The organism is Candidatus Arthromitus sp. SFB-rat-Yit, assembly GCF_000283555.1.
GTDB lineage: Bacteria > Bacillota > Clostridia > Clostridiales > Clostridiaceae > Dwaynesavagella.
Genome location: NC_016012.1, coordinates 143,941 through 169,244 on the forward strand (window position 1 = coordinate 143,941; position 25,304 = coordinate 169,244).

The window sequence follows — 25,304 nt, forward strand, 5'->3', positions numbered from 1 at the left end:
TAGGTCAAGCTACTAAGAGCGCACAGAGGATGACTTGGCATCAGGAGCTGATGAAGGACGTGATAAGCTGCGATAAGCTACGGGTAGACGCAAATAGTTATTGATCCGTAGATTTCCGAATGGGGGAACCCACATAGTGAGAGACTATGTATCTAGTAATGAATAAATAGTTATTAGAGGGTAGACGCAGGGAACTGAAACATCTAAGTACCTGTAGGAAGAGAAAGAAATATCGATTCCCTAAGTAGCGGCGAGCGAAAGGGGAAGAGCCCAAACCCAAGGAAACTTGGGGGTTGAGGGAGTCTATAATTGAGAGAGTAAGTTAGATGAATATAGATGGAAATCTAAGCCAAAGAGTGTAAAAGCCACGTAATTTAAAACTGAAATTGAGAGGGACTTACCCAGAGTACCACGAGACACGAGAAACCTTGTGGGAAGCAGGGTGGACCACCACCCAAGGCTAAATACTACCTGATGACCGATAGTGGAGTAGTACCGTGAGGGAAAGGTGAAAAGAACCCCGGAAGGGGAGTGAAATAGAACCTGAAACTGTGTGCTTACAACCGCTCAGAGCACGTAATATGTGTGATGAGGTGCTTTTTGTAGAACGAGCCAACGAGTTACGATGTGTAGCGAGATTAAGGTCTTAAGGACTGGAGTCGAAGAGAAATCGAGTGTTAATAGCGCGAATAGTTGCATGTTGTAGACCCGAAACCGGGTGACCTATCCATGATCAGGTTGAAGCGAAGGTAAAACTTCGTGGAGGACCGAACCACGTTGGTGTTGAAAAACCATGGGATGAATTGTGGATAGCGGAGAAATTCCAATCGAACTCGGAGATAGCTGGTTCTCCCCGAAATAGCTTTAGGGCTAGCGTTAATTTATAGAATATAGGAGGTAGAGCACTAAATGGGCTAGGGGCCGTAAGGTTACCGAACCTTATTAAACTCCGAATGCCTATATTTGTTTATTAGCAGTCAGTCTAAGAGTGATAAGATTCTTGGACAAAAGGGAAAAAGCCCAGATCACCAGCTAAGGTCCCAAAGTATGAGTTAAGTGGTAAAGGATGTGGAGATTCTAAGACAACTAGGATGTTGGCTTAGAAGCAGCCATTCATTTAAAGAGTGCGTAATAGCTCACTAGTCGAGAGTTTCTGCGCCGAAGATAAACGGGGCTAAAACTCATCACCGAAGCTGTGGAATGGAAACATTGGTAGGGGAGCGTTGTATAAGAGCTGAAGCTAAAGCGAGAGCAATAGTGGATTTTATACAAGAGAGAATGTTGGCATAAGTAGCGAGAATTAGGTGAGAATCCTAATGGTCGAAAGCCTAAGGTTTCCTGGGGAAGGTTCGTCCGCCCAGGGTAAGTCGGGACCTAAGCTGAGGTCGAAAGGCGTAAGTGATGGACAATCGGTAGAGATTCCGATACCACTAATTATTGATTGATCGATGGAGGGAAGCAGAAGGATAGGATAGCCAACAGATGGAGGTTGGTCTAAGAGAAGAGATAGCATATAGAGGAAAATCCATATATGTGTTTAAGTTGATTCTTTATGGGGAGACGAATGAGTCGAAGTATCTGATTTCACACTGACGAGAAAAACTTCTAGGTAGATAATTAGTGCCCGTACCACAAACCGACACAGGTAGGCGAGGTGAGAATCCAAAGACCAGCGGAAGAATTGCAGTTAAGGAACTCGGCAAATTGACCCCGTAAGTTAGCGAGAAGGGGTGCCATAGAGATATGGTCGCAGAGAATAGGCCCAAGCAACTGTTTATCAAAAACACAGGTCTCTGCAAAAGCGAAAGCTTAAGTATAGGGGCTGACGCCTGCCCGGTGCTGGAAGGTTAAGGGGAGCTGTTATCGTAAGAGAAGCGGTGAACTTAAGCCCCAGTAAACGGCGGCCGTAACTATAACGGTCCTAAGGTAGCGAAATTCCTTGTCAGGTAAGTTCTGACCCGCACGAATGGCGTAATGACTTGGGCACTGTCTCAACTGCAAATCCGGCGAAATTGTAGTGCAAGTGAAGATGCTTGCTACCCGCGATTGGACGGAAAGACCCCGTAGAGCTTTACTGTAGTTTAGCATTGAGTTTTGGTAATATTTGTACAGGATAGGTGGGAGACTGGGAATCTAGATCGCCAGATTTAGAGGAGTCGATGTTGGGATACCACCCTGATATTACTGAAATTCTAACTGGAATCCATGAACTGGGTACAGGACACTGTTAGATGGGCAGTTTGACTGGGGCGGTCGCCTCCAAAAGAGTAACGGAGGCGTTCAAAGGTTTCTTCAGAAGGGATGGAAATCCTTCGTAGAGCGTAAAGGCATAAAGAAGCTTGACTGCGACACCTACAAGTGGAGCAGGTACGAAAGTAGGACTTAGTGATCCGGTGGTACCTCGTGGGAGGGCCATCGCTCAACGGATAAAAGCTACCTCGGGGATAACAGGCTGATCTCCCCCAAGAGTTCACATCGACGGGGAGGTTTGGCACCTCGATGTCGGCTCGTCGCATCCTGGGGCTGAAGTAGGTCCCAAGGGTTGGGCTGTTCGCCCATTAAAGCGGCACGCGAGCTGGGTTCAGAACGTCGTGAGACAGTTCGGTCCCTATCCGTCGCGGGCGCAGGAGATTTGAGAGGAGCTGTCCTTAGTACGAGAGGACCGGGATGGACTAACCAATGGTGAACCAGTTGTTCCGCCAGGAGCACGGCTGGGTAGCTAAGTTAGGAAGGGATAAACGCTGAAGGCATCTAAGCGTGAAGCCCACCTCAAGATAAGATCTCCCATAGCGTAAGCTAGTAAGACCCCTTGAAGAACACAAGGTTGATAGGTAAAAGGTGTAAGTATGGTAACATATTTAGCTGATTTATACTAATAGGTCGAGGGCTTGACCAAATACTTAGCAAGTTATTATTTATATACAATTTTGAGAGATTAAAATATTTCTCAGTATCTGGTGATTATAACGTGTAGGTAACACCCCTATCCATACCGAACAGGAAGGTTAAGCTACACTGTGCTGATGGTACTTTAGGGTTACCCCTATGGAAGAGTAAGTCATTGCCAGTTTGTTTCAGAAGTAAGAGCATCGCTCTTACTTCTTTTTGTTTACTTACTATATATTATTTGGAGGAATTATGTTAAATTATAATTTAAATCATAATAATATGGATTTTAATTCAAATAATATTGGAACTGATGAGAGTAAATTTAAACCTAGGTTTTATGTTGTATTCATTATAGTACTGAGTATATATTATTTTTTTTCTCCAATATTGTCACAGATTATTAGTAATTTTCTAAAAAGTAAGTTTAATTTTAATGAATTAAATTTATTATATGAATTATTTTATAAATTGTTTTTACCTAATTTTTCTATTTTATTAATATTAATTATTTATATATTGGTGATTGAAGAGAGAAAATTAAATTTTCTATTTGTAGGAATTAAGGAAAATTTTTTATTTTCTAATATAAAGGGTTTGATACTATCAATAATTTTTTTATTTTTGTTGGTATCTGTATTTATTATAAAAGATAAGGTTTTATTTTTAAAATTTAATACTGAAATTAGTTTTATAAATCTTTTACAGCTTTTAGTAGTATTTATATTTGTTTATATACAAACATTTTTTTTAGAGATTTTATATAAATCTTGGCTTATTAATATACTTAATTTTAGATATAATATTTATTTATCTTTATTTTTGGCTTCTTTACTTTATACTTTTATATATTTTATAAATTATCAAAGAGTAGGAATATATTTGATTTATATTTTTGTTTTTAATATATTTTTATCAATTATATTTTTGATGTACAAAAATATAATTATCACAGTTTCATTGCATGCAACCTATAAATTTTTCAAGCAGTATGTACTATCAATAGAAGATAAACCAATAAAATTAAATTCTATTTTTTATACAGGGATGGATTCAAATAATTTCATTTATAATATTGAAAATAGCAAATATTCTTTAATTATAATTATTATTTTAACAATTATCGTATTTATATTGTATAATTCTAAGAAAAAATAATTAATATTTGTAGAAATTTTAAATTTTTTAGTTTTTAATTATATTTTGAATAGTTGAATTTTGTAGTAATATATGGTATAAATAAAGTGTGCTCTATAAAAATTATAGAGCATAAGATGTGTTGAATTCATAATCCCAAAGGATAGATACATCTGAAAATTCCCCTCTCTACCACATTTTTGTGGTAGAGCCCCCAATTTGTATTAATTTTATATATGATTTTTGACTTTTATATTTTAAAAAAGGTGATTAGTTATGAAGCAATATCTCTTAGTTGTTTTCGTTAATTCTTTAATAAGTAGAGATTATGATATGCTGAAAGAATTTGAAAATTTTAATTATATTATTTCCAAAGGTTCAGTTGTTAGAAAGGTTAAAAATCAGTATCCTAATTTTAAAAATCCAGTTAATACAACAATTCTTACTGGAGAATTTCCCGAAAAACATGGAATTTATTTTAATAATTATAATGTTAAAGTTAGGAAATATAGGCATAAAGAGTATGAAGATATTCAATCTCCAAATATATTAGATTTATTTAAGAGTGAAGGTAATAATGTTAGTTTGATTTCTTGGCCTAATATGGGTTATAGTAATTTTAAATATAATTTTTCTGATATTAATAATAGTGTAAATATAAAGGATTTATTTAGGGGAATTGTAAAAGGTTCTTCTTTTTATATGCTTAAAAATATATTTAAATATTCGAGTGTATTGAGAGTTGGGATACAACCAGATTCTGATAATTTTTCTTCCATTTTAGCGATGGAGATTTTAGAAAGTAAAAAATCTAATGTTATATTTATGAATCTTGATCATCTGGACTATGTAAGACAGAGATATGGAATGAATTGTGAAAAAAATTCACTAGATGCATTAAGGAATATTGATCGTAAGCTAGGGGATTTACTCGTATGGTGTGATAATAAAAATATATTAAATAATTTAACGATATCATTAGTATCAGGAGGAGGTCCATGTGAATGTAAATATATAATAAATATTAATTATATATTTCTTAAGAATGGATTAATAAGTGTTAATAAAAGAGGAAGAATTAATAATTACATAGCTTATGCACATTGTGAAGGTGGAAGTGCATTTATATATTTAAAACAACCAAATAATATAAATGATTACGGTAAAGTTAAAGTGTTTTTAGATGATATAATGAAAAAATATAGTAATTATATTAAAGCTGTTTATGAAGTATCTGAGTATGAAAGGTTTGATTTAGATGAATTTTCCTTCAGAATACAAGGAAATATTTTCTGTATTTTTAGTGAGGAACTAAATAAAAGTGAATTTATAGATGATATGACACAATCTCTATATATTAGTGATAGGATTAATAAATCATTTTATGGATATTCTAATGACTATGAGAATTCTCAAGGGATATTTATTAACCATGGTTATAGAATTAAAAAAGGTGTTGAATTAAATGAATGTAGTTTAGTGGATATTGCACCTACTATAGCTTCATTCATGAAACTTGATTTTAGAAGTAGTGGTAGGATAATTAAAGATATTCTGGAGGAGCATTGATTTGGAATTAATACATTTTTTACAGAGTTTTTCCTCTGATATATTAAATTTTATTATGCTGATTATAACATCATTAGGAAGTTTTTATATCCCAGTATTTGTTATATGTATTATTTATTGGTGTTATAATAAGGATATAGGATTTAAGCTTGCTATTATTATGTCATGTTCAGGAGTTTTGAATAATATTGTTAAAAACTTAGTGCAGTCGCCTCGTCCTATTGGAGTTGATGGTATAGAGTCGGTTGGAGAGTTTTCAGCTACAGGTTATTCTTTTCCAAGTGGGCATACACAAAATATAACGGTTTTTGGTACAAGTTTATCTATATTTACAAGAAGCAAGATGGTATTTTTTATAAGTATTATTGTTATATTTTTAGTTGGATTATCGAGAATATATTTGGGTCTTCATTGGCCTATAGATGTTTTAGGTGGAATTATATTAGCTATTATAGTTTCTATAATTTTAAATGAAGTGTTAATAAAACTTGATATATTTAAGACTAATATATTTATAGGAAGTTTGGTTTTAATATTATTTTTAGGGATATTCCTTGTTGGTAATAATGTTATAGGAGTTGATTATTATAAAACTATGGGAATATTTATAGGAGTTTTTTTGGGGCATTTATTTGAATATAGATATGTGAATTTTTCTCCTGAAGCAAGTAATGTAGATAATGTAATGAAGATTATAATAGGTGCATCTACAACAATACTATTATTTGTAGTTCTTAATTACATATTTAAAATGTTTTATTTACCATTATTTTTTTATGTTATAAAGTATCTAATATTAGGATTTTGGATGTTTGGAGCTATTCCTCTTATTTTCAAATTAAGTAATCTTTATTATAAGGAAGCTTATGAAATAACAAATACTAAATATAGAAAATAAAAACAGCTTAGAAATTTGTTCTAAGCTGTTTTTTATAATACCTTACTTAAAAATTCTTTAGCACGATCGCTTTTTGTATTATTGAAAAATTCGTTTGGTGAATTTTCTTCGATTATTTTTCCATCATCCATGAAAACTATTTTATTTGATACCTCTTTTGCAAAGTTTATTTCATGGGTAACTATAACCATAGTCATACCTTCATTAGCAAGTTCACGCATGACGTAAAGAACTTCTTTAACCATTTCTGGATCTAATGCAGAAGTAGGTTCATCAAATAATAATACATTTGGTTTATTTGCAAGAGATCTTGCTATTGCAATTCTTTGTTTTTGCCCACCAGATAATTTTGATGGATAAATATCTTTTTTGTCGACTAATCCTACTTTTTCAAGTAAATTTATTGCTAGTTTATTGGCTTCTTCTCTAGGTATATTTTTAACCTTAATAGGTCCTAAGGTTATATTTTCAAGCACAGTCATATGTGGAAATAAGTTAAAGTGTTGAAAAACCATTCCCATATTTTCTCTAATTTTATTTATATTAGTTTTTTGTATATTAGTATTTTGAAAAATAATTTCTCCACTAGTGGGTATTTCTAGTAAATTCATACATCTTAGTAAAGTGCTCTTTCCAGAACCGCTTGGACCAATAATAGATATGACATCACCTTTTTTTATGTTGTATGAAATATCTTTAAGTACATGATGTTTGCCAAAATATTTATTTAAATTTTTAATTTGAATCATTATCTCTATTTAATTTCCTTTCAAAATAATGTATAAATTTTGATAAAGTAAATGTTATTACTAAATATATTAGTGCAGCAACTAATAGAGGTTCTAAAGTTAAATAAGTTAAACTCCTTATTTGGTTTGCTTTGTACATTAAATCTGCAAGACCTATATAAGAAACAATTGCTGACTCCTTTATAAGTACTACAAATTCATTTGCAAGTGCTGGTAGTATATTTTTAATAGCTTGGGGAATTATAATAAGTTTCATTGCAGTAAATTGATTCATTCCGAGGCTTTTAGCAGCTTCCATTTGCCCTTTATTTATAGATACTATACCAGCTCTCATTATTTCAGCTATATAGGCAGCACTATTTAATGAAAGTGCAATAGAGGCTGATGTAAGTTCTGTCATATTAATTTTTAAACCATAATGTATAATAATTAATTGAACAATTAGTGGGGTTCCACGAATAATTTCAATATATATAGATCCTATTGTTCGTAATATTTTATATTTTGAAATTTTTAGTATACATAGTATAAGACCAATTATACTTCCGAATATTATTGTAATTAAAGCTAAAAGTAAAGTTATTTTAACTCCGTCTAAAAAGAATGGATAATATTTTATTAAAAAATTGAAATTCAAAAATTGTTACCTCCATTTTATATTTTACTTATTGAGTTTTTCAGCAAGTTCAATTGAATTGTTGAATAATTCGTTGATTTTATTATCTTTAATTAATCTTGTGATCGTTTTATTTATTTCATTTACTAAATCTTTATTACCTTTTTTTATACCAACAGCAGATCCTTGAATTTTATTGTTTAAACTTGGGTCATTCACTATAAATAATTCAGGATTTCTTTTTTGATATTGAAGAGCAACAGGAGTTTCTATTAATAGTGCATCAACTTTTTTAGATAATAATTCAAGAATTAGCTCAGGTATTCTCAATAATGTTTTGATTTCTGAATTTTTTAAATTATCTTGAGCAAGTCTATCTTGAATACTACCAAGTTGTACACCTACAGTTAAATTCTTTAGATCATCTATAGATTTAATGTTGGGATTTAGCGTAATTATAACATTTTCAGCTGTATAGTATATTTCTGAGAAATCTATACTTTGTTTTCTTTCCTCGGTTGGAGATATTCCAGATAATATAAAGTCTACATTATTTGAATTTAATGCATCTAATAATCCTGAGAAGTCTAGATTTTTAATAACGAGTTCTACTCCTAAATCTTTTGCAATTTCTTTTGCAATTTCTATATCAAATCCTACTATTTGTTCATTTCCATTTTCATCTATAAAAGGGAATTCATATGGAGGGTAATCTGCAGAAGTACCTAGTGTTATTTTTCCACTTTGTTTTATTGATTCTAATTTATTTGTATTTGAGTTACAGGATACAAAAAATAGTGGTAATATGAGAATTGAAAATAAACTAATTAGCATTTTATTTAATTTCATTTTTAATAACTCTCCTTAAATAATTTTAATAATAATGTATAATTATACATTATTTCATATTTTGTATTCAATTAAAATATTTTTATGTAATAAATGCTGTATAAGCTTAAAATATATATGTTATAATATTTATTACATAATTTTAAGAAATTTTAATAGGGGAAGTTTATGAGTTATTTATTGCGATTTAAGAGGAACAAAAAGGAAATAATTTGGACTTTTATTATTGTATGTGGTATAGTGTGTCTTTCGGCGTTTATGTTTTTGTATAATAGGTACATAATATATGTTAAGAATATGGAAGCTTCACAAATAAATTTAACTAATCATTTAAATTATACATACAAAGATAAATTTTATGGTGATATTGATGTTGATTACGATATCAATTCTAATACATATATTGGGACTGTTGATTTTTACATTCCAAATGAAACATATACATTTAATTTATCTTCCAGAGGGCATATTATAGGAGATGGTTATCTTCATAATAATAAGGATAATTTAATGAGTCAAAGGTTTGCGAGGCAATTAAAAGAAAGTTTAGAGCAAGATCTAAAGAATGAATTTCCAGAAATATTTAAAATATATACAGAAATGCAAATTTTAAAAGGAAAGTATGATCACAAGGCTTTTTATAATAAAAATATCGATGAACCGCATATTGTACATATATATTTAAATACAAAATTTATAATGTCTAAGAAGAGATTCGATGAAATTGTAAAGAATATAAAAAATGTTTTAATAGAGAGTGGATATACAAATTTAAATAATGTACATGTTAATTATATGGTTAGGAAAGAAGCTCCTGTACGTTATTATTCTCCAATAGATTTTAGTAATTAGAATAGAGCAGATATTATCTGCTCTATTTTTTATAGAAGGGATGAAAACAATCTTGATATATTTTCATAGAATTTTTGATATATTGATATATTTTCAAATGACTCTATATTTGCAAGTGTGCTATTTTTTATATCCTCTTCAAAGATAGATATAAATTTATCACAAATATTGTGGTCATATATTATTAAATTCATTTCATAGTTAAGTTCGAAGCTTCTTATGTCCATATTGGTGCTTCCAACAGTTACGATATAATCATCAACTATTATAAATTTGGAGTGTATAAATGAATTTTTATCATAAAAATACACTTTACACCCTATGTTTGAAAGTTCTCTTAGATATGTTTTCGATGCATAATAAACTAGTTTATGGTCAGGTTTTCCAGGAAATATTATGCTTATTTCAACACCAGATAATATTGAAATTTTTAATATATCAAGAAATCCAGCAGATGGTATAAAATATGGAGTACAAATTCTAATATTTTTTTTAGCTATGCTTATGAGTTTTATTATGGGGAGTATCATATTATCTTTTGATAAATTAGGGCCACTTCTTATTATTTGGGTTAAGAGTATATTGTTTTCTTTAGGTTTTGGGAAATAGTTTGATATATCATTTGTTATATCATCTTTTGAATAATTTTTATCTTTTAGTTTCATAAGATTTGTATAATCATCTATAAATACATCTTGTATTGCAAGAGAGCATTCTCCTTTTATCATTAAATGAGTATCTCTCCAATTTCCAATAGACGATCTCCCAAGATATTCATCTCCAATATTGATTCCACCAGTAAAACTAGTTATTCCATCTATTATAACTATTTTTCTATGGTTTCTATAATTTATTTGAGTATTTATCAGCTTTAAAAATGGTGTTGACATATAGGAATAAAATAATACTTTTATTCCATTTTGTTTTAAATCATTTATATATTTTTTAGATAATTTATGGCATCCTATTTTATCTAATATGAATCTTACTTTTACCCCTTCATTTGATTTTCTAATGAGTATGTTTTTTATTTCATTTCCAATATGGTCATCTCTAACTATAAAATATTCCATATGTATGTGATGTTTTGCAGCGTTAAGTTCATTTTTTAATGAATCAAATTTTTGTATACCATTTGAAAATATTTCAATTTTTGAATATTTAGTTATTGGAAATACATTAATTTTAGAAACTAGATCTATTGTTTGTATAATTTCATCATAATCATTATTTTTGGGTATGAGCTCTATAACAGATTCATTCGATGAATAATCAAACAAATGAAGTTTATATAATAAATTATTTTTTAAATAAGGTCTTTGTATGTCTTTGCCGAGAAATAGGTAAAATATAAATCCTATAGGACCGAAAAAAATCAATGTTAAAATCCATATTAAGCTTTTTTCAGGAGGGCGTCTTTCGTTTATTATTACAAAAAATATTATTGATAAATTTATTATGAGGAAAGAAATCATAATTAAATTTAGATAATTCATATTAATCTCCTTAATCATAAATAAAAAAGTAATGACATTAATCAATAAATATTTTATACTTAAATTTAAGTTTTAAATATATTATTATTAAGTATATTTATAAAATATTTGTAACATAATTTATAATATATCAGAACTTAGGGTGAAAATATTTTTTAATAATAGGGGGGTAATATTATGAAAAAAATGAATAAGGGAACTGCTATTGCGGCGATATCAGCAATAGGTATAGCATCAGTTGTAACTATAGCAGGAGTTGTATCTAAAACTCTAAAAAGAAATTTAATTAGAGATTTAAATGACTCTGATTTTAAAAATTTTAATTCGTATGGTGATTGTCGTTGTTCAAATCACAATGTAAAAGATGATTCTTATGATGAGGTTTTAAGATACCGCAAAGGAAGATATTATCAGAAAATGGGAATTTATTAATAAAAGTACTTGCATGTGCAAGTACTTTTTGTTTTTTAAGTAATAAAAAATAGTAGAGTGAGGTAAGCTAACCACATGCTTAGTTTTGTTATTTTGGGAAGGTGAATTTTGTTAAGTGTAAAGATAATGTTATATAAAATGTTTAAACTATTTATACTACCGCTTGGTTTTATAATAATCGGTATTTCTATATTTGTAGCTATAAATAGAGAAGTTAAAGGAGTAGTTAGTTTAAATAGTTTTGTTAAGGAGTTTCCTAAAGTTTATGCTGATTTTAATGAATGGGATGATAGAGTTGATGTGTTTCATATAAATAGGGAAATTGCTAGGAGTTTCTTTTTGCCCTATCCTAATCGTGAAATTTTGTTATCAGATGTAAAGAAAGATCCATTAAATAGTGTGAAAATAAAAGATAGTGACAATATTAAAGTATTAAATGGAAAATGGAAATTTTCACTTGATTATGCACCTAAGTATAGGAATTTGGATTTTTATAAACAGGATTATGATGTATCTAATTGGGGAGATATAAATGTACCTAGTAATTGGCAAATGGAAGGATATGATTTTCCTATATATGTAAATTTTAAGTATCCCTGGACTGGGTTTGAAAATTTGGAATTTTATAAAGCCCCTAAGAAATTTAATCCTATTGGTAATTATAGAAGAGATTTTTTTGTAGATGAATCTTGGCTTAATGATAAAGTGTATATATCATTTCAAGGAGTTGAATCGTGTTTTTATTTATGGATAAATGGGGAATTTGTTGGATATAGTGAAGATAGTTTTTCTCCGAGCGAATTTGATATCACAGATTTTTTAGTAAGTGGTAAAAATTACATATCTGTTCAAGTTTTTAGATGGTGTGATGGAAGTTTTCTTGAAGATCAGGATTTTATTCGTTTAAGTGGGATTTTTAGGGACGTATTTTTGTATAGAACACCTAAGATACATATTGCTGATTTTGAAGTTATAACTAATGCTGATGATGATTTAAAGAATTTTGATTTAATATTAAATGTAAATTTGATAAATTACCTTAATGAGAATAGAAATTATAGCATATCTACTGTTTTATTTGATGAAAAATGGAATTTAATAAGTAGTATTGAGAATATGGGGAATTTTGATAATAGTTATACGTATAAGGATGCAATAAAAGGAAATTTTAATTTATGTTTGAATATAAAAGAGCCTAAGAAATGGTCTGCAGAGGAACCTAATTTATATAACTTAGTTATTTCTCTTAAAAATGATTTACTTAATGAGACGCAATCAATACATACGAGAGTTGGATTTAGAACTTTTGAGATAAAAGGGAATAAAATGTATATAAATGGAAAGCCGATTTTGTTCAAAGGAGTAAATAGGCATGAAACACATCCAACAAAAGGTAGGGCATTATCGACTTTAGATATGGAATTTGATGTAAAAGAGATTAAGAGAAATAATATAAATTCTGTGAGAACTTCTCACTATCCTACCCATCCTTATTTTATTTCTTTATGTAATGAATATGGAGTTTATGTAATTGATGAGGGAAATATAGAAGCACACGGTGTTGAGGGTGAAATACCTGGAGATAAGGAAATATGGAGAGGGGCATGCTTTGATAGAATTAATTCACTTGTAGAGAGGGATAAAAATAATCCTAGTGTTTTGATATGGTCTCTTGGAAATGAAAGTGGAGGTGGGAGTATATTTAGAGATTTATATAATTATGTAAATCTAAGAGATGGAAGTAGAATTATTCATTATGAAGGCGAGAGAGATAAATATTATGCAAGTGATGTTGTAAGTAAGATGTATGTAAGAATAAATGATATTGAAAAACAGAGTAAATATATTCCAAATAAACCTTATATTTTATGTGAATATGCCCATTCCATGGGAAATAGTGGTGGGAGTTTAGATAAATATATCGAAAAATTTGAAAGCATTGATAACGTTCAAGGAGGATTTATATGGGATTTCATAGATCAAGGTGTTTATAGGGAAACTCCATGTATAGGAACCTTTATTACTCCTTGTAATATGTTTCACGGTGAATTTGAGGGATACATAGAAGATGGATATAAGGGGAACGGATATAAAGGAGTAATATTATATGATAATACTAAAAATTTAAAGTTTGATGAATTTACTATAGATCTTAAGGTAAAACCGAGTATATACGAAGGGGAAGGGTGTGTTTATCTAAAGAAAGGAAATGAGTTTGGAGTAAGGGAAATTACGAATTATAATAAATCTAATAATCGAGTTGTTGAATTTTATGTAAGAGATAATTCGGGAATATTTGATACAATTATATTTATAACACCTGAAGATTGGGTTAATAATTTTCATAATGTGACTGCTACATATAAAGATAATGTTATGAGATTATTTATAGATGATAATTTGGTTGGAGAGAAAATTTTTAATTATAATATAGCGTATTTTAAAGATAGAATACAAGTTGGAGGGAATAATAGTTATACACATTATGAGGGTATTAATGGAGTGATAGATGAAGTTAAACTATTTTCTAAGGGAATGGATATAGAATATTTGAGAAATAAGAATTTTTATAACATTGATGCTACGAGAATAATATTTAATGATTTTGATAATAAAAGAAATATGATTAAAAAGAAGGTACATTCACAGAGATATTTAGCAACAGGAGGAGATTTTAATGATTCTCCAAATGATTCTGCATTTTGTGCTAATGGTATATTATTGGCATCCAGGAAACTTAAACCACAAGTTACCGAGGTTAAGCATGCATATCAAAATATAGATATAAGAGATTATGATATTTTAAATGGTAAGATTCTCATTAGAAATAAAAATCTATTTAAGAATTTAAAGGATTACATGCTGAAATGGAATTATTTAGTTGATGGTAAAGTAGTGCAAGGAGATATGGCTATAGTTAATGTAGAACCTATGAGTGAAATTGTATTTAATATACATGATATTGAAAAGATCAATAATTTAAATGGTAATGAGTTTTTCTTAAATATTGGATTTGTATTAAATGAGGGTACAAATTGGGCGAATAGAGGGTTTGAAATATCAAATAATCAATTTAAAATAAATTTGGATAATTCACTTTGTGAAGTAAATGTAAATAGTAAGAAGATTCAAAATTTCATAGTAAACGATTTAGAGGATAAATTTGAAGTTAAATCTGAGGAATATTATATTGTTTTTAACAAAGCATCAGGAAATCTTAAGCATTATAGATATAAAAACGATGATTTAATAAATTCAGAGTTATTAATTGATTTTTGGAATCCACTAAATGATAATGAAAGATTATTCAACATATACGATAAAGTAGTATTTTGGAAAAATATTTCTAAGATAAATGCAAATAATAATTATAATGTTTCATATGAAAATGGATGTATAGTAATAAGGTTTTATAGATTAATATATGATTTAAATAATTCAGTTCTTATTACAACATATAGGATAAATGAATATGGAGAAATTAGTATAGATTTGTATATGGAGTTATTAAAATATGGGATACCTCACGCCAGATCAGTTGGATTTAAGGTATTTATACCAACTAATTTTAAAAATATACAGTATTATGGAAGAGGACCATTAGAAAATTATAATGATAGGAATAAAGGGAGTAATCTTGGCGAGTATAAGAGTAACATAAATAATCAATTTACGGATTATATGACTCCTCAAAGAACTGGGAATATAACAGATATTAGGTGGATAGATTTCTATAGGAATGATGGTGTAGGAATTCGGATTGAAAATATTCATGAATTTATTCAAATCAATGCCAGTTCTTATATTGATGATGAATTTGAAAAGAAGCATTCATATCAAATGAGTAAATATTCTTCAATTATAGTGAATGTTAGATCGAAAGATTATGGAAGTACATTTGAGAGTTTTGAGGATGAATGTATTAATTATATTGATAAAAATCATATATATAGTTTTTTGTTTAAATTATCACCTGTGTTTATTAATAATATATCAATTAATTAGGAATATAATTAAAAATAAAAGAACCTTGATTTAAATCAAGGTTCTTTTATTTTTAATTAAACATTTATTTGTTTTAATATATATAAGCTCTTTTTGATTTAAAAATTTTGACTTAGTTAAATAGTATACTTGTGTTAATTTACTACAATTTGGTAATGAGCCAATAAAATTGAACATCATAATATTTAATAATATGTGTTTTGATACTGAATTTGAATCTTCAACAAGAGAATATATTTTATCTATATTTGTATTGTTGAATACATAATTTAAAGTATGAAATATAGCTTCTTTCATAAAATTATTATTTCTGTAATATTTTATAATAAAATATCCAAGTTCATTAATTAAATTTTCATGTATATATCTAGGTATAATAGATATAAAACCAATTGGAGATAAATCCTTTTTTAATTTAATCACAAAATATCCCAATGAATTAAAGCAACGTATTTTATCGTTATGTAGAATAAATTTATTAATTTGATATTGAGATGCATTCTTAGGTACAAGAGTATTAAAATCATAATCAATATTTTTTAATATATAGGTTAAACTTTTTTCACAAATAGGTTCTATAATTAAAATTTGTAGTTTGAATAATTATCATAATTAATCCTCAAAGGTATTATGAATATATATTCACAATACTTAATTATAATCAATATTTTATTATGTACTAATGTAATAACTATATTATAAAAAAAAACAAAAATCAATTTTAAAATTTATAAAATATAAATATTTTTTTAATATATAGGAGAAATATTTTACACATTATTAAAGTAAAACGTTTTCAAAATATTAGATTTTGATTATATAGAAGATCTAAACAGAGTTATTTATTACTTTGATAAAATAAAAAATAATTTTTATAGAAATTAATGAAAAAATATGAGTTGATATAACTTATTGTGATATAATCAGTTTGGAGTGATTAAAAAAATTTAATTATCTTGGAGGTTATAAAAATTATGAAAAAGAGAAAACTTTTTCCTATGTTCATTTCTATAGCTGCTTCAATTTTTTTCTTAGTAGGTTGTAATTCTATTTCATCTACTCAAGAAAATACTTCTAACAACTCGGATTCTGGACAAGTAGTTGAGGGGAGGAAATTAATAGTTGGTATGATTACTGACGAAGGATCTCTTGGCGATAAATCTTTTAATGATATAACTTATAAGGGGCTGACAAAGGCTAAAGAAGATTTTGGAATTGATCTTCAGGTATTGGAACCTAAGCAGAATACAGATTTCATACCTTATATGGAGAGGTTATCAAAAAATAGCGATTTGGTTGTAGGTGTTGGATATAAGTTAAAGGAAGTTATTAGTGATGCATCTAAAAAGAATTCTAAAGTTAATTATGTTATGATAGATGATGTAGTAGAAGGGGATAATGTGTACAATATTAACTTTAAAGAAGAAGAAGGGTCGTTTTTAGCTGGGGTTTTAGCCGGTATGATGACAAAAACTAATAAAATTGGTTTTATTGGAGGAACTGATTCTCCATTAATTAAAAAATTTGAAGTTGGTTTTATTGCTGGAGTTAAGAGTGTTAATCCAGAAGCAGGAAAACTTTTAGAGGATGGCAATACTTCTAGATATGCAGGTACATTCTCGGATGTGTCTAAAGGTTATGAAATAGGTAAGTCTCTTTTTGATGATGGTGTCGATATAGTATATCATGCTGCTGGAGCTGTTGGTATAGGTATGTTTAGGGCTGCAAAGGAAACTGGAAATTATTGTATTGGTGTAGATCAAGATCAAACACTTACGCTTCCTGAATATGAAGATGTAATACTTACTTCGATGATTAAAAAATTAGATATTGCTGTATATGATGTTGTAAGGAAAACTTTGGAGAATGGATTTGTTGCTACTACAGTTGAATTAGGATTAAAAGATGGAGCTGTATCTTTAGTTGAGAATAAAAACGGAAAGGTTACTCAACAAGTATTAGATAAGGTTGAAGAGTATAGTAATAAGATAAAAAATGGAGAAATAGTTGTACCTAAAACTATTGAAGAACTTAAAAATTTTAATATATAATTTTGATCGGTTTAAAGCTACTTTTATAAGAAGAGAATAGTTTTTTTATAATAGTGGCTTTTTTTTATTAAGGGAGAATGATCTATGAAAGTTGTTGAGATGAAAAATATAACTAAAAGATTTCCTGGTATGATTGCTAATAAAAATATAAATTTTGACTTAAGGAAACAAGAGGTACATGTTCTTCTTGGAGAAAACGGGGCAGGAAAGACAACTCTTATGAATATCTTATATGGTATTTATAATCAAGATGAAGGGGATATTTTTATAAATGGTGAAAAAACAAAAATAAGTACACCTAAAGATGCTATATCTAAGGGTATTGGTATGGTTCATCAACATTTTATGTTAGTACATAATTTTACTGTTGCAGAAAATATAGTTCTTGGACATGAACCTACTAAATTTAAATTTATATTTGATAAGAGTTCTGTAAATGAGAAAGTTGAAAAATTAATTGATAAATATGATTTTAATATAGATCTAAATAGTAAAATACATGATATATCTGTGGGTCAACAACAGAAAGTAGAAATTTTGAAGATGCTTTATAGAGGAGCAGATATAATAATACTTGATGAACCAACTGCTGTATTAACTCCTGATGAGATAAAAGAGTTGGGAGATATTATGAATAATCTTGTTAATGAAGGCAAATCTATTATACTTATTACTCATAAATTAAAAGAGGTTATGAGTATGAGTGATAGAGTAACAATTATAAGAAAGGGAGAACTTATTGATACATTAAATACAGAAGATACATCTATAGAAGAACTTGCAAATCTTATGGTGGGAAGACAGGTTGATTTAAATGTGTATACTGAAAAGTCAAAGGAATTTGGAAATGTATTAAGTATTCGAAATTTAATGGCAAAAGATAATAGAGGTATAGATGCGATTAAGGGTTTAAATTTAGATGTCAAGTATGGAGAAATATTTGGAATTATTGGAGTTGATGGTAACGGACAAAGTGAACTCGTAGAAGTTTTAACTGGTATAAGGAAATGTTGTGGAGGTGAGATATTATTTAATGGAGAGGATATTAAAAATTTATCAGCAAAGGATATTATAAATAAAAATGTAGTGAGTATACCAGAGGATAGGCATAAGACGGGATTAGTACTTCAACATTCTTTGTATGAAAATTCGATTTTAGGAATGCAACACTTAAGTAAATTTTCAAAAGGGATTTTTCTTGATTATAAGAAAATAAGAGATCATGCAAAAAGAATTATAGAGGAATTTGACGTGAGAACTATAAGTGATAGTGTGAATGCTTCAATTTTATCTGGAGGTAATCAGCAAAAATTTATAATAGGTAGAGAAATTTATAAAAATCCCAAACTTATAATAGCAGTGCAACCAACTAGAGGGCTCGATGTAGGATCTATTGAATATATTCATAAGAGGCTTATAGAGGAAAGAAATAATGGCAAAGCTATTTTATTGATATCATTAGAACTTGATGAAATATTAAGTTTATCTGATAGGATAGGAGTTATATATAATGGGAATATTCCTAGAGTTTTAGATAGGAAAGAAGCAGATGAGAATAAGATCGGAATATTGATGGCTGGAGGTGTGTTTGGTGGGTGAAAATGCTAAAATTAATAATGTGTTCAAGTCTATTATTTTCTCTTTATTATCTATAGTCATATCGATATTTATAGCTATTTTCTTTGTGATGTGGTCTAAACAAAGTGGATTTATGGAATCAGTTACATTACTTTTAAAATCTTTTTGGGATGGTAGTTTTGGAAGTTTATTTAGTTTATCTGAGACCTTAGTGTATACAACAATCTATATATTTACCGGACTTGCTCATTTGGTTGCGTTTAAAACAAATTTATTTAATATAGGTGTTGAAGGACAATTTATGATGGGTATTTTGGCTGCTGTAATAATTGGAGTAATACCGGGGATACCTATGTTTATACATTTGATCTTAATTATTCTAGGAGGAACGATAGCTGGATCTTTATGGGCATTTATACCTGCGTATTTAAAGGTAAAATTAAATTCAAATGAAGTTGTTAATACTATAATGATGAATTTTATAGCTATGAACGTTTTGAATTTGTGTATAAGTACTTTTTTGAAAGAACCGGGATATGAATCAAGCTATCAAATTAGTGAATCATCAATGTTGCCAAGACTATTCAGTGATGCATCATTTAGGGCTAATTATGGATTAATTATAGGTATTGTGCTTATTGTAATTGTATATTTTTTTATAAATAATACACGTGTTGGATATGAACTTAGAAGTGTTGGATATAATAAGTATGCATCCGAATATGGTGGGATTAATATTAAAAAATCTATAATAATTTCTATGGTAATATCTGGACTTATAGCTGGATTGGGAGGATCTATATTTGTTTCAGGAATTCAGCATAGAGTACCTAAACTTTTTAATTTTTTAAATTATGGTTTTGATGGTATAGCTGTAACTTTAGTTGCTAGGAATAATCCCATAGCAATAGTTTTAACATCTTTATTGTTCGGTGCATTAAATGCATCTGCTTTAGAATTGCAGTTTAATGGGATACCTAAAGATATTATTTTTTTGGTGCAGGCAGTTATAATCTTGTTTATAGCAGGTGAATATGTATTTAAATATCTTACTAATAGGTTTAAGAAAAGGGGTGTAAAATAGTGGGAAATACATATTTTTTAGACTTTATATTTATCGTAGCTACAATGCTTAGATTTGCGACTCCACTAATATTTGCATCTATAGGAGCGGTTTTTTCTGAAAAATCTGGAGTTGTAAATATAGGAATAGAAGGAATGATGATAATGGGAGCTTTTTTTGGAGTTTGGGGAACCCATATATCGGGAAGTTCTGTTGTAGGAATTTTGATGGCTTGTTTGTTTGCTGGTATTACAGCAGCTATACATGGGGTATTGAGTATATTTTTAAGAGCAAATCAAATCATATCGGGAATTGGTATAAATTTGTTTGCGACATCTATAACAAGTTATTTAATACAAGTTTTATTTGGGTCCCAGGGACAAACGGATACAGTTAAAGTAGTACCGTATCCTAAAGAAATGTTTGAGAATATACCTATTGTAGGCAAATTATTATCTGAATTAAATTGGTTTGTAATAGGTGCGATTGTAGTTGTTGTATTATCATGGTTTATTTTATATAAGACTAGCATAGGATATAGGATTAGAGCAGTTGGTGAACATCCGAAAGCTGCAGATACCTTAGGAATAAATGTTTATAAAGTTAGATTTGTGTGTGTGGTGTTATCAGGAGTTTTGGCAGGTATTGGTGGAGCTGCACTATCTATTGCTAATATAAATTTGTTTAGAGTTGGCATGGTTAATGGAAGAGGATATATAGCATTGGCTGCTATGATATTTGGTAATTGGAAACCACATACAACTTTTATTGCATGTATGATTTTTTCTTTATCACAAACATTTGAGATATTATCTCAAAAATTTTTAGTTAATGTACCTACAGAGATATATTATATGTTACCGTATATATTGACCATGGTTGCACTTGTGTTTTTTGTAAGAAAGAGTAGTTCTCCACTATCTTTGGGAGAATTCTATGAAAAGGGTAAAAGATGATTTTATAATCGATAGAAGGGACTAATTTATGAGAAGATTATATGTATTTATTTTTATGGCAATATTTTTAATTATGAGTTCTTGTAGTTCTAATAAATACAGAGTTGTTTATGTTTATAGTGATGAATTTAAAAGTCTTGCTGAATATAGTTTTAAATATAATATGGAAAAGTCACTTGATAATTTTAAAACTTTAAATATAACTAGCGATGAAAAATTTGTAGAATATTTCGATAAATTACTATCTAAAAAGAAAAATAATAACAATGTTTACATTATATCTAAAAAGTTTTCGAATATAGATATTTCGGATAAAGTAAAAAAATTGGTTTATATAAATAGTGAAAATGTAAATACAAATAACTTATTAATAAATCAGAAATCCGTAGCTTATATATTAGGAGTAATAAGTGGAGTTGTAACGAGAAAAAATAGTATATCTATTCTTTATTCAGAGGATTATGTTGACTATAAAGAGATTATGGATTCATTTGTTGCTGGAATTAAGGAAGTTAATCTAAGAGCGTATGATTTATTATCAGATTTAGAAAATGTTAAGTATGTAACAACTAGTAATATTGATGAAGTGCAATCATTTATAAGTAGTAACAATAGCGATATTATATTTAATATATCTAAAGAAGTGATTGATGTTAATGATAAGTTTTTGTTTAATCTTAATATGGATGATATTTCCAAGGATTTATTAACTGTTTTATATGACTATGAAGGTTTTATAAATATGATTGAAGGCGATGAAATTACTGATTATTCAATTGGAGTTAAAGAAGGAAATATAAAGTTTAATTTAAGTAATATGTCTAAAGAATTAGTTGATGTGTTTAATAAGTATTTAAGTAATATTGTTTAATTAATAAAATAAGGTTCTATAGTATATCTATAGAACCTTATTTTATTATATAAAAAATTGTTATTTGTTAAAAAATAATTATTTAAAAAATTAATTTTATGTTTTATAATTTGTATTAGATAGTTATTTAAAAATAAATTAAGATTTAGTTATTTTTTAATACGTTAATTAAATAACGAAGAATATTTTTAATTAATCAGTTAAAGATATTAATATATTTAATTAGAAATTTAGGAGGAATTCTAATGATTAAAATAGGGATTAATGGTTTTGGAAGAATAGGAAGAAATGTATTTAAGGCTTTACTTGAAAATTATGGTAATGAATTACAAGTAGTTGCTATAAATGATTTAACTAATTCTAAGACTTTAGCACATTTGTTAAAATATGATTCTCTTTTTGGAAAATTTGAAGGTACAGTTGAAGTTAAGGAAGATTCTATTGTTGTAAATGGGAATGAAGTAAAAATATTTGCAGAAAGAGAACCAGCTAATATTCCTTGGTCTAGTGTTGGGTGTGAAATAGTAATTGAATCCACAGGATTCTTTACTGATGCAGAAAAGGCCAAAGTTCATATAAGTGGAAGTGTTAAAAAAGTTTTAATTTCTGCTCCAGCAAAAAATGAAGATATAACAATAGTTATGGGGGTTAATAACGATAAGTATGATCCTGTGAAGCATAATATAATTTCAAATGCTTCGTGTACTACAAATTGTTTAGCTCCATTTGCAAAGGTTCTTCATGAGAATTTTGGGATAGTTAAAGGACTTATGACAACAGTTCATTCTTATACAAATGACCAAAAAATATTGGATGCACCGCATAGTGATTTGAGAAGAGCTCGAGCTGCTGCTGAGTCTATGATACCTACAACAACAGGAGCTGCAAAAGCCGTTGCCTTAGTATTACCAGAGCTTAAAGGTAAATTAAATGGATTTGCGTTGAGAGTTCCAACTCCAACAGTTTCATGCACTGATTTGGTTGCTGAGCTTTCAAGAGAAGTTACTGTTGAGGAAGTCAATGCTGCATTTAAAAAAGCATCAGAAACAAATTTAAAAGGAATTTTAGGATATGAAGAAGAGCCACTTGTATCTATGGATTACAGACAAGATAAGAGGAGCTCAATAATTGATGCTCCATGCACAATGGTTATAGAAGGCAATATGGTTAAAGTTGTTTCTTGGTATGATAATGAATGGGGATACTCAAACAGATTAGCAGATTTAGCACAAATGGTTGCTAAAAGCTTATAAGATATTGTATTTAAAGGTTGGTTTTATTTAAGATCAACCTTTATTAATAATTAAAATGTTTAGGGGGAAAAGTATGACATTTAATAAAAAAAGTATAGAAGATGTTCAATTAAATGGTAAAAGGGTTTTGATTAGATGTGATTTTAATGTTCCTATAGTAGACGGAAAAATAACTGATGAAAATAGATTATTAGGGGCTCTTGACACAATTAAGTATGCCTATAAAAATGGTGGGAAGGTTATACTTTGCTCTCATCTAGGTAAGGTTAAAGGTCCTGATAAGTCAATGAGTTTAAAAATTGTTGCCTCAAGACTTTCAGAGCTTTTAGGAGTTAACGTAGAATTCTTACAAAGTGATTTGGTTGTTGATGACGATGTTAGAAGAAAAGTTGGTGAAATGAATAATGGAGATATAGCTCTTCTTGAGAACACAAGATTTAGAGCGGAAGAAGGTAAGTGCGAAGATGGTTTTTCGAAGGATTTAGCATCTATTTGCGATATATTTGTAAATGACGCTTTTGGTACTGCCCATAGAGCGCACTGTTCTACAGTTGGTGTAGCTAAGTTTGTAGATACTGCAGTTTGTGGATTTTTAATACAAAAAGAACTAGGATTTTTAGGTGGAGCTATTGAAAATCCTAAAAAGCCATTTTTAGCTGTTCTTGGAGGGGCTAAAGTTTCTGATAAGATAAATGTTATAAATAATTTATTAGATAAAGTTGACACTTTGGTAATAGGCGGAGGCATGGCTTATACATTCTTAAAAGCACAAGGTTATTCAGTTGGAATAAGCTTAGTTGAGGAAGATAAGTTAGAGTATGCAAAAGATATGTTAAATAAAGCTAAGGAAAAGAATGTTAGCTTATTACTTCCTATAGATCATGTTATAGCTGATAAGTTTTCAAATGATGCAACTAGAAGAGTTACTAATGATGAAAATATAGAAGATGGATTTATGGGATTAGATATTGGAGAAAAAACAAGTAAATTATTCGGAGATGCATTGAAAAATGCTAAAACTATAATTTGGAATGGTCCTATGGGTGTTTTTGAATTTTCTAACTTTAATAAGGGAACAATGGAAGTTGCTAAGGCTATGGCAGAATCTGATGCTACAACAATAATAGGTGGAGGAGATTCAGCTGCAGCTGTTAATATTTTAGGTTTTGGAGATAAAATGACTCATATATCTACAGGTGGAGGAGCGTCTCTTGAATTATTAGAAGGTAAGGTTTTACCTGGAATTGATATTTTAAATAATAAATAATGAAGTAGGTGTCTTTTTTGAGAAAGAATGTAATAATGGGAAATTGGAAAATGCATTTCACAGTTGAGGAAACAGATAAATTTTTAAATAAATTAATTCCGAAAGTTAAAGATGCTAAAACTGAGGTTGTTGTATGTGTCCCATTTACCTCTCTTGCATTAGCTTCAAATACACTTAGTGGATCAAACATAAAGTTAGGAGCTCAAAATGTACACTTTGAAGAGCAGGGAGCATTTACCGGTGAAATTTCTCCAAATATGCTTAAAAGTGTAGGAGTTTCTCATGTTTTAATAGGACATAGTGAAAGAAGGATTTACTTTGGAGAGAGTGATGAAACTGTTAATAAAAAAATTCATACTTGCTTAAAACATGGATTTGTTCCAGTTTTGTGTGTTGGAGAGAGTTTGAAGGAAAAAGAAGATGGTGATATGGAAAATATCCTAACAAATCAAATTAAAAATGCATTTTTAAATATATCAAGTGAAGATGCAAGCAAAGTTGTAATTGCGTATGAGCCAATCTGGGCTATTGGAACTGGTAAAACGGCTACAAGTATTGACGCTGATAATACAATTTCTTTCATAAGAAAGGTTGTAAGCAGTATTTATAATAAGGAAATATCTGAAAATATGATCATGCTATATGGTGGTTCAGTTAAGCCAAATACTATAAAGGAACAAATGTCTATGGAGAATATAGACGGTGCTTTAGTTGGTGGAGCTTCTATAGTTGTTGAAGATTTTGAGAGGATTGTTAATTTTTAGGAGGAGCTTCAT

General features: G+C 28.9%; 19 protein-coding genes and 2 rRNA genes. 16 read left to right on the forward strand and 5 right to left on the reverse strand.

The genetic code is table 11. From position 1 onward, the window contains the following. The first annotated feature begins 2 nt into the window (after positions 1–2). The 5 genes from RATSFB_RS00660 to RATSFB_RS00680 all read left to right on the forward strand — a co-directional run bounded on the left by RATSFB_RS00660 (position 3) and on the right by RATSFB_RS00680 (position 6,490). A 23S ribosomal RNA gene (locus RATSFB_RS00660) occupies positions 3–2,896 on the forward strand. Between the two features lie 57 nt (positions 2,897–2,953). Next, positions 2,954–3,070 (forward strand): 5S ribosomal RNA (gene rrf, locus RATSFB_RS00665). A 68-nt stretch (positions 3,071–3,138) separates the two neighbouring features. Continuing rightward, positions 3,139–4,044: a CPBP family glutamic-type intramembrane protease gene (locus RATSFB_RS00670; protein WP_014094141.1), complete on the forward strand. Its 906-nt coding sequence runs from the start codon at positions 3,139–3,141 to the stop codon at positions 4,042–4,044. A 255-nt stretch (positions 4,045–4,299) separates the two neighbouring features. Beyond that, positions 4,300–5,592 (forward strand): alkaline phosphatase family protein, encoded by a 1,293-nt coding sequence (locus RATSFB_RS00675; RefSeq protein WP_014094142.1) that lies wholly within the window; start codon positions 4,300–4,302, stop codon positions 5,590–5,592. Position 5,593: 1 nt separating this feature from the next. After that, positions 5,594–6,490 (forward strand): phosphatase PAP2 family protein, encoded by an 897-nt coding sequence (locus RATSFB_RS00680; protein WP_014094143.1) that lies wholly within the window; start codon positions 5,594–5,596, stop codon positions 6,488–6,490. A 32-nt stretch (positions 6,491–6,522) separates the two neighbouring features. Here the strand turns inward: RATSFB_RS00680 and RATSFB_RS00685 are convergent, their stop codons facing one another. From RATSFB_RS00685 to RATSFB_RS00695, 3 genes are read right to left on the reverse strand one after another with little or no spacing between them, the layout of a single operon-like run. Next, complete coding sequence (locus RATSFB_RS00685; RefSeq protein ID WP_014094144.1) at positions 6,523–7,239, reverse strand: amino acid ABC transporter ATP-binding protein; 717 nt, start codon at positions 7,237–7,239, stop codon at positions 6,523–6,525. Next, complete coding sequence (locus RATSFB_RS00690; protein ID WP_014094145.1) at positions 7,226–7,876, reverse strand: amino acid ABC transporter permease; 651 nt, start codon at positions 7,874–7,876, stop codon at positions 7,226–7,228. Before RATSFB_RS00690 ends, RATSFB_RS00685 begins: the two co-directional genes overlap by 14 nt. Positions 7,877–7,900: 24 nt before the next feature. Then, a complete protein-coding gene (locus RATSFB_RS00695) occupies positions 7,901–8,704 on the reverse strand; it encodes a transporter substrate-binding domain-containing protein (RefSeq protein ID WP_014094146.1) in 804 nt (267 codons plus the stop codon). A gap of 168 nt (positions 8,705–8,872) precedes the next feature. On the opposite strand from RATSFB_RS00695, the gene RATSFB_RS00700 reads away from it, so the two are divergent. Continuing rightward, complete coding sequence (locus tag RATSFB_RS00700; protein WP_014094147.1) at positions 8,873–9,556, forward strand: hypothetical protein; 684 nt, start codon at positions 8,873–8,875, stop codon at positions 9,554–9,556. A 29-nt stretch (positions 9,557–9,585) separates the two neighbouring features. Here RATSFB_RS00700 and cls read toward each other — a convergent pair whose 3' ends face one another. Further along, positions 9,586–11,052 (reverse strand): cardiolipin synthase, encoded by a 1,467-nt coding sequence (gene cls, locus RATSFB_RS00705; protein ID WP_014094148.1) that lies wholly within the window; start codon positions 11,050–11,052, stop codon positions 9,586–9,588. Positions 11,053–11,229: 177 nt separating this feature from the next. Between cls and RATSFB_RS00710 the strand changes: the two genes are divergently transcribed. Together RATSFB_RS00710 and RATSFB_RS00715 are read left to right on the forward strand one after the other, a co-directional pair. Continuing rightward, positions 11,230–11,484: a hypothetical protein gene (locus tag RATSFB_RS00710; RefSeq protein WP_044035460.1), complete on the forward strand. Its 255-nt coding sequence runs from the start codon at positions 11,230–11,232 to the stop codon at positions 11,482–11,484. 138 nt (positions 11,485–11,622) lie between these two features. Further along, entirely contained in the window at positions 11,623–15,489 is a 3,867-nt protein-coding gene (locus RATSFB_RS00715; protein ID WP_014094149.1) for a glycoside hydrolase family 2 TIM barrel-domain containing protein, read from the forward strand. A gap of 30 nt (positions 15,490–15,519) precedes the next feature. On the opposite strand, the gene RATSFB_RS00720 is transcribed toward RATSFB_RS00715, so the two are convergent. Next, the gene (locus RATSFB_RS00720; protein WP_371136978.1) at positions 15,520–16,077 is read right to left on the reverse strand and encodes a GNAT family N-acetyltransferase; all 558 of its coding nucleotides are present in this window, start codon (positions 16,075–16,077) and stop codon (positions 15,520–15,522) included. A gap of 386 nt (positions 16,078–16,463) precedes the next feature. Here RATSFB_RS00720 and RATSFB_RS00725 point away from each other — a divergent pair, with 386 nt between their 5' ends. The 8 genes from RATSFB_RS00725 to tpiA all read left to right on the forward strand — a co-directional run bounded on the left by RATSFB_RS00725 (position 16,464) and on the right by tpiA (position 25,292). Beyond that, positions 16,464–17,540 (forward strand): BMP family lipoprotein, encoded by a 1,077-nt coding sequence (locus tag RATSFB_RS00725; protein ID WP_014094151.1) that lies wholly within the window; start codon positions 16,464–16,466, stop codon positions 17,538–17,540. A gap of 84 nt (positions 17,541–17,624) precedes the next feature. Further along, positions 17,625–19,139 carry an ABC transporter ATP-binding protein gene (locus RATSFB_RS00730; protein ID WP_014094152.1) on the forward strand — a complete coding sequence of 505 codons (1,515 nt, stop codon included), beginning with the start codon at positions 17,625–17,627 and terminating at the stop codon, positions 19,137–19,139. Next, on the forward strand, positions 19,132–20,202 hold the full coding sequence (locus RATSFB_RS00735) for an ABC transporter permease (protein ID WP_014094153.1): 1,071 nt from the start codon (positions 19,132–19,134) through the stop codon (positions 20,200–20,202). The genes RATSFB_RS00730 and RATSFB_RS00735 overlap by 8 nt, the downstream gene beginning before the upstream one ends. Before the next feature lie 44 nt (positions 20,203–20,246). Further along, positions 20,247–21,137, forward strand: coding sequence for an ABC transporter permease (locus RATSFB_RS00740; protein WP_050982247.1), 891 nt, complete (start codon positions 20,247–20,249; stop codon positions 21,135–21,137). 28 nt (positions 21,138–21,165) lie between these two features. Beyond that, positions 21,166–22,008 (forward strand): hypothetical protein, encoded by an 843-nt coding sequence (locus tag RATSFB_RS00745; RefSeq protein WP_014094155.1) that lies wholly within the window; start codon positions 21,166–21,168, stop codon positions 22,006–22,008. Between the two features lie 245 nt (positions 22,009–22,253). Beyond that, positions 22,254–23,261 (forward strand): type I glyceraldehyde-3-phosphate dehydrogenase, encoded by a 1,008-nt coding sequence (gap, locus tag RATSFB_RS00750; RefSeq protein ID WP_014094156.1) that lies wholly within the window; start codon positions 22,254–22,256, stop codon positions 23,259–23,261. A 73-nt stretch (positions 23,262–23,334) separates the two neighbouring features. Next, positions 23,335–24,528: a phosphoglycerate kinase gene (locus tag RATSFB_RS00755; protein WP_014094157.1), complete on the forward strand. Its 1,194-nt coding sequence runs from the start codon at positions 23,335–23,337 to the stop codon at positions 24,526–24,528. Between the two features lie 17 nt (positions 24,529–24,545). Beyond that, positions 24,546–25,292 carry a triose-phosphate isomerase gene (gene tpiA, locus RATSFB_RS00760; protein ID WP_044035464.1) on the forward strand — a complete coding sequence of 249 codons (747 nt, stop codon included), beginning with the start codon at positions 24,546–24,548 and terminating at the stop codon, positions 25,290–25,292. Positions 25,293–25,304: the final 12 nt, after the last annotated feature.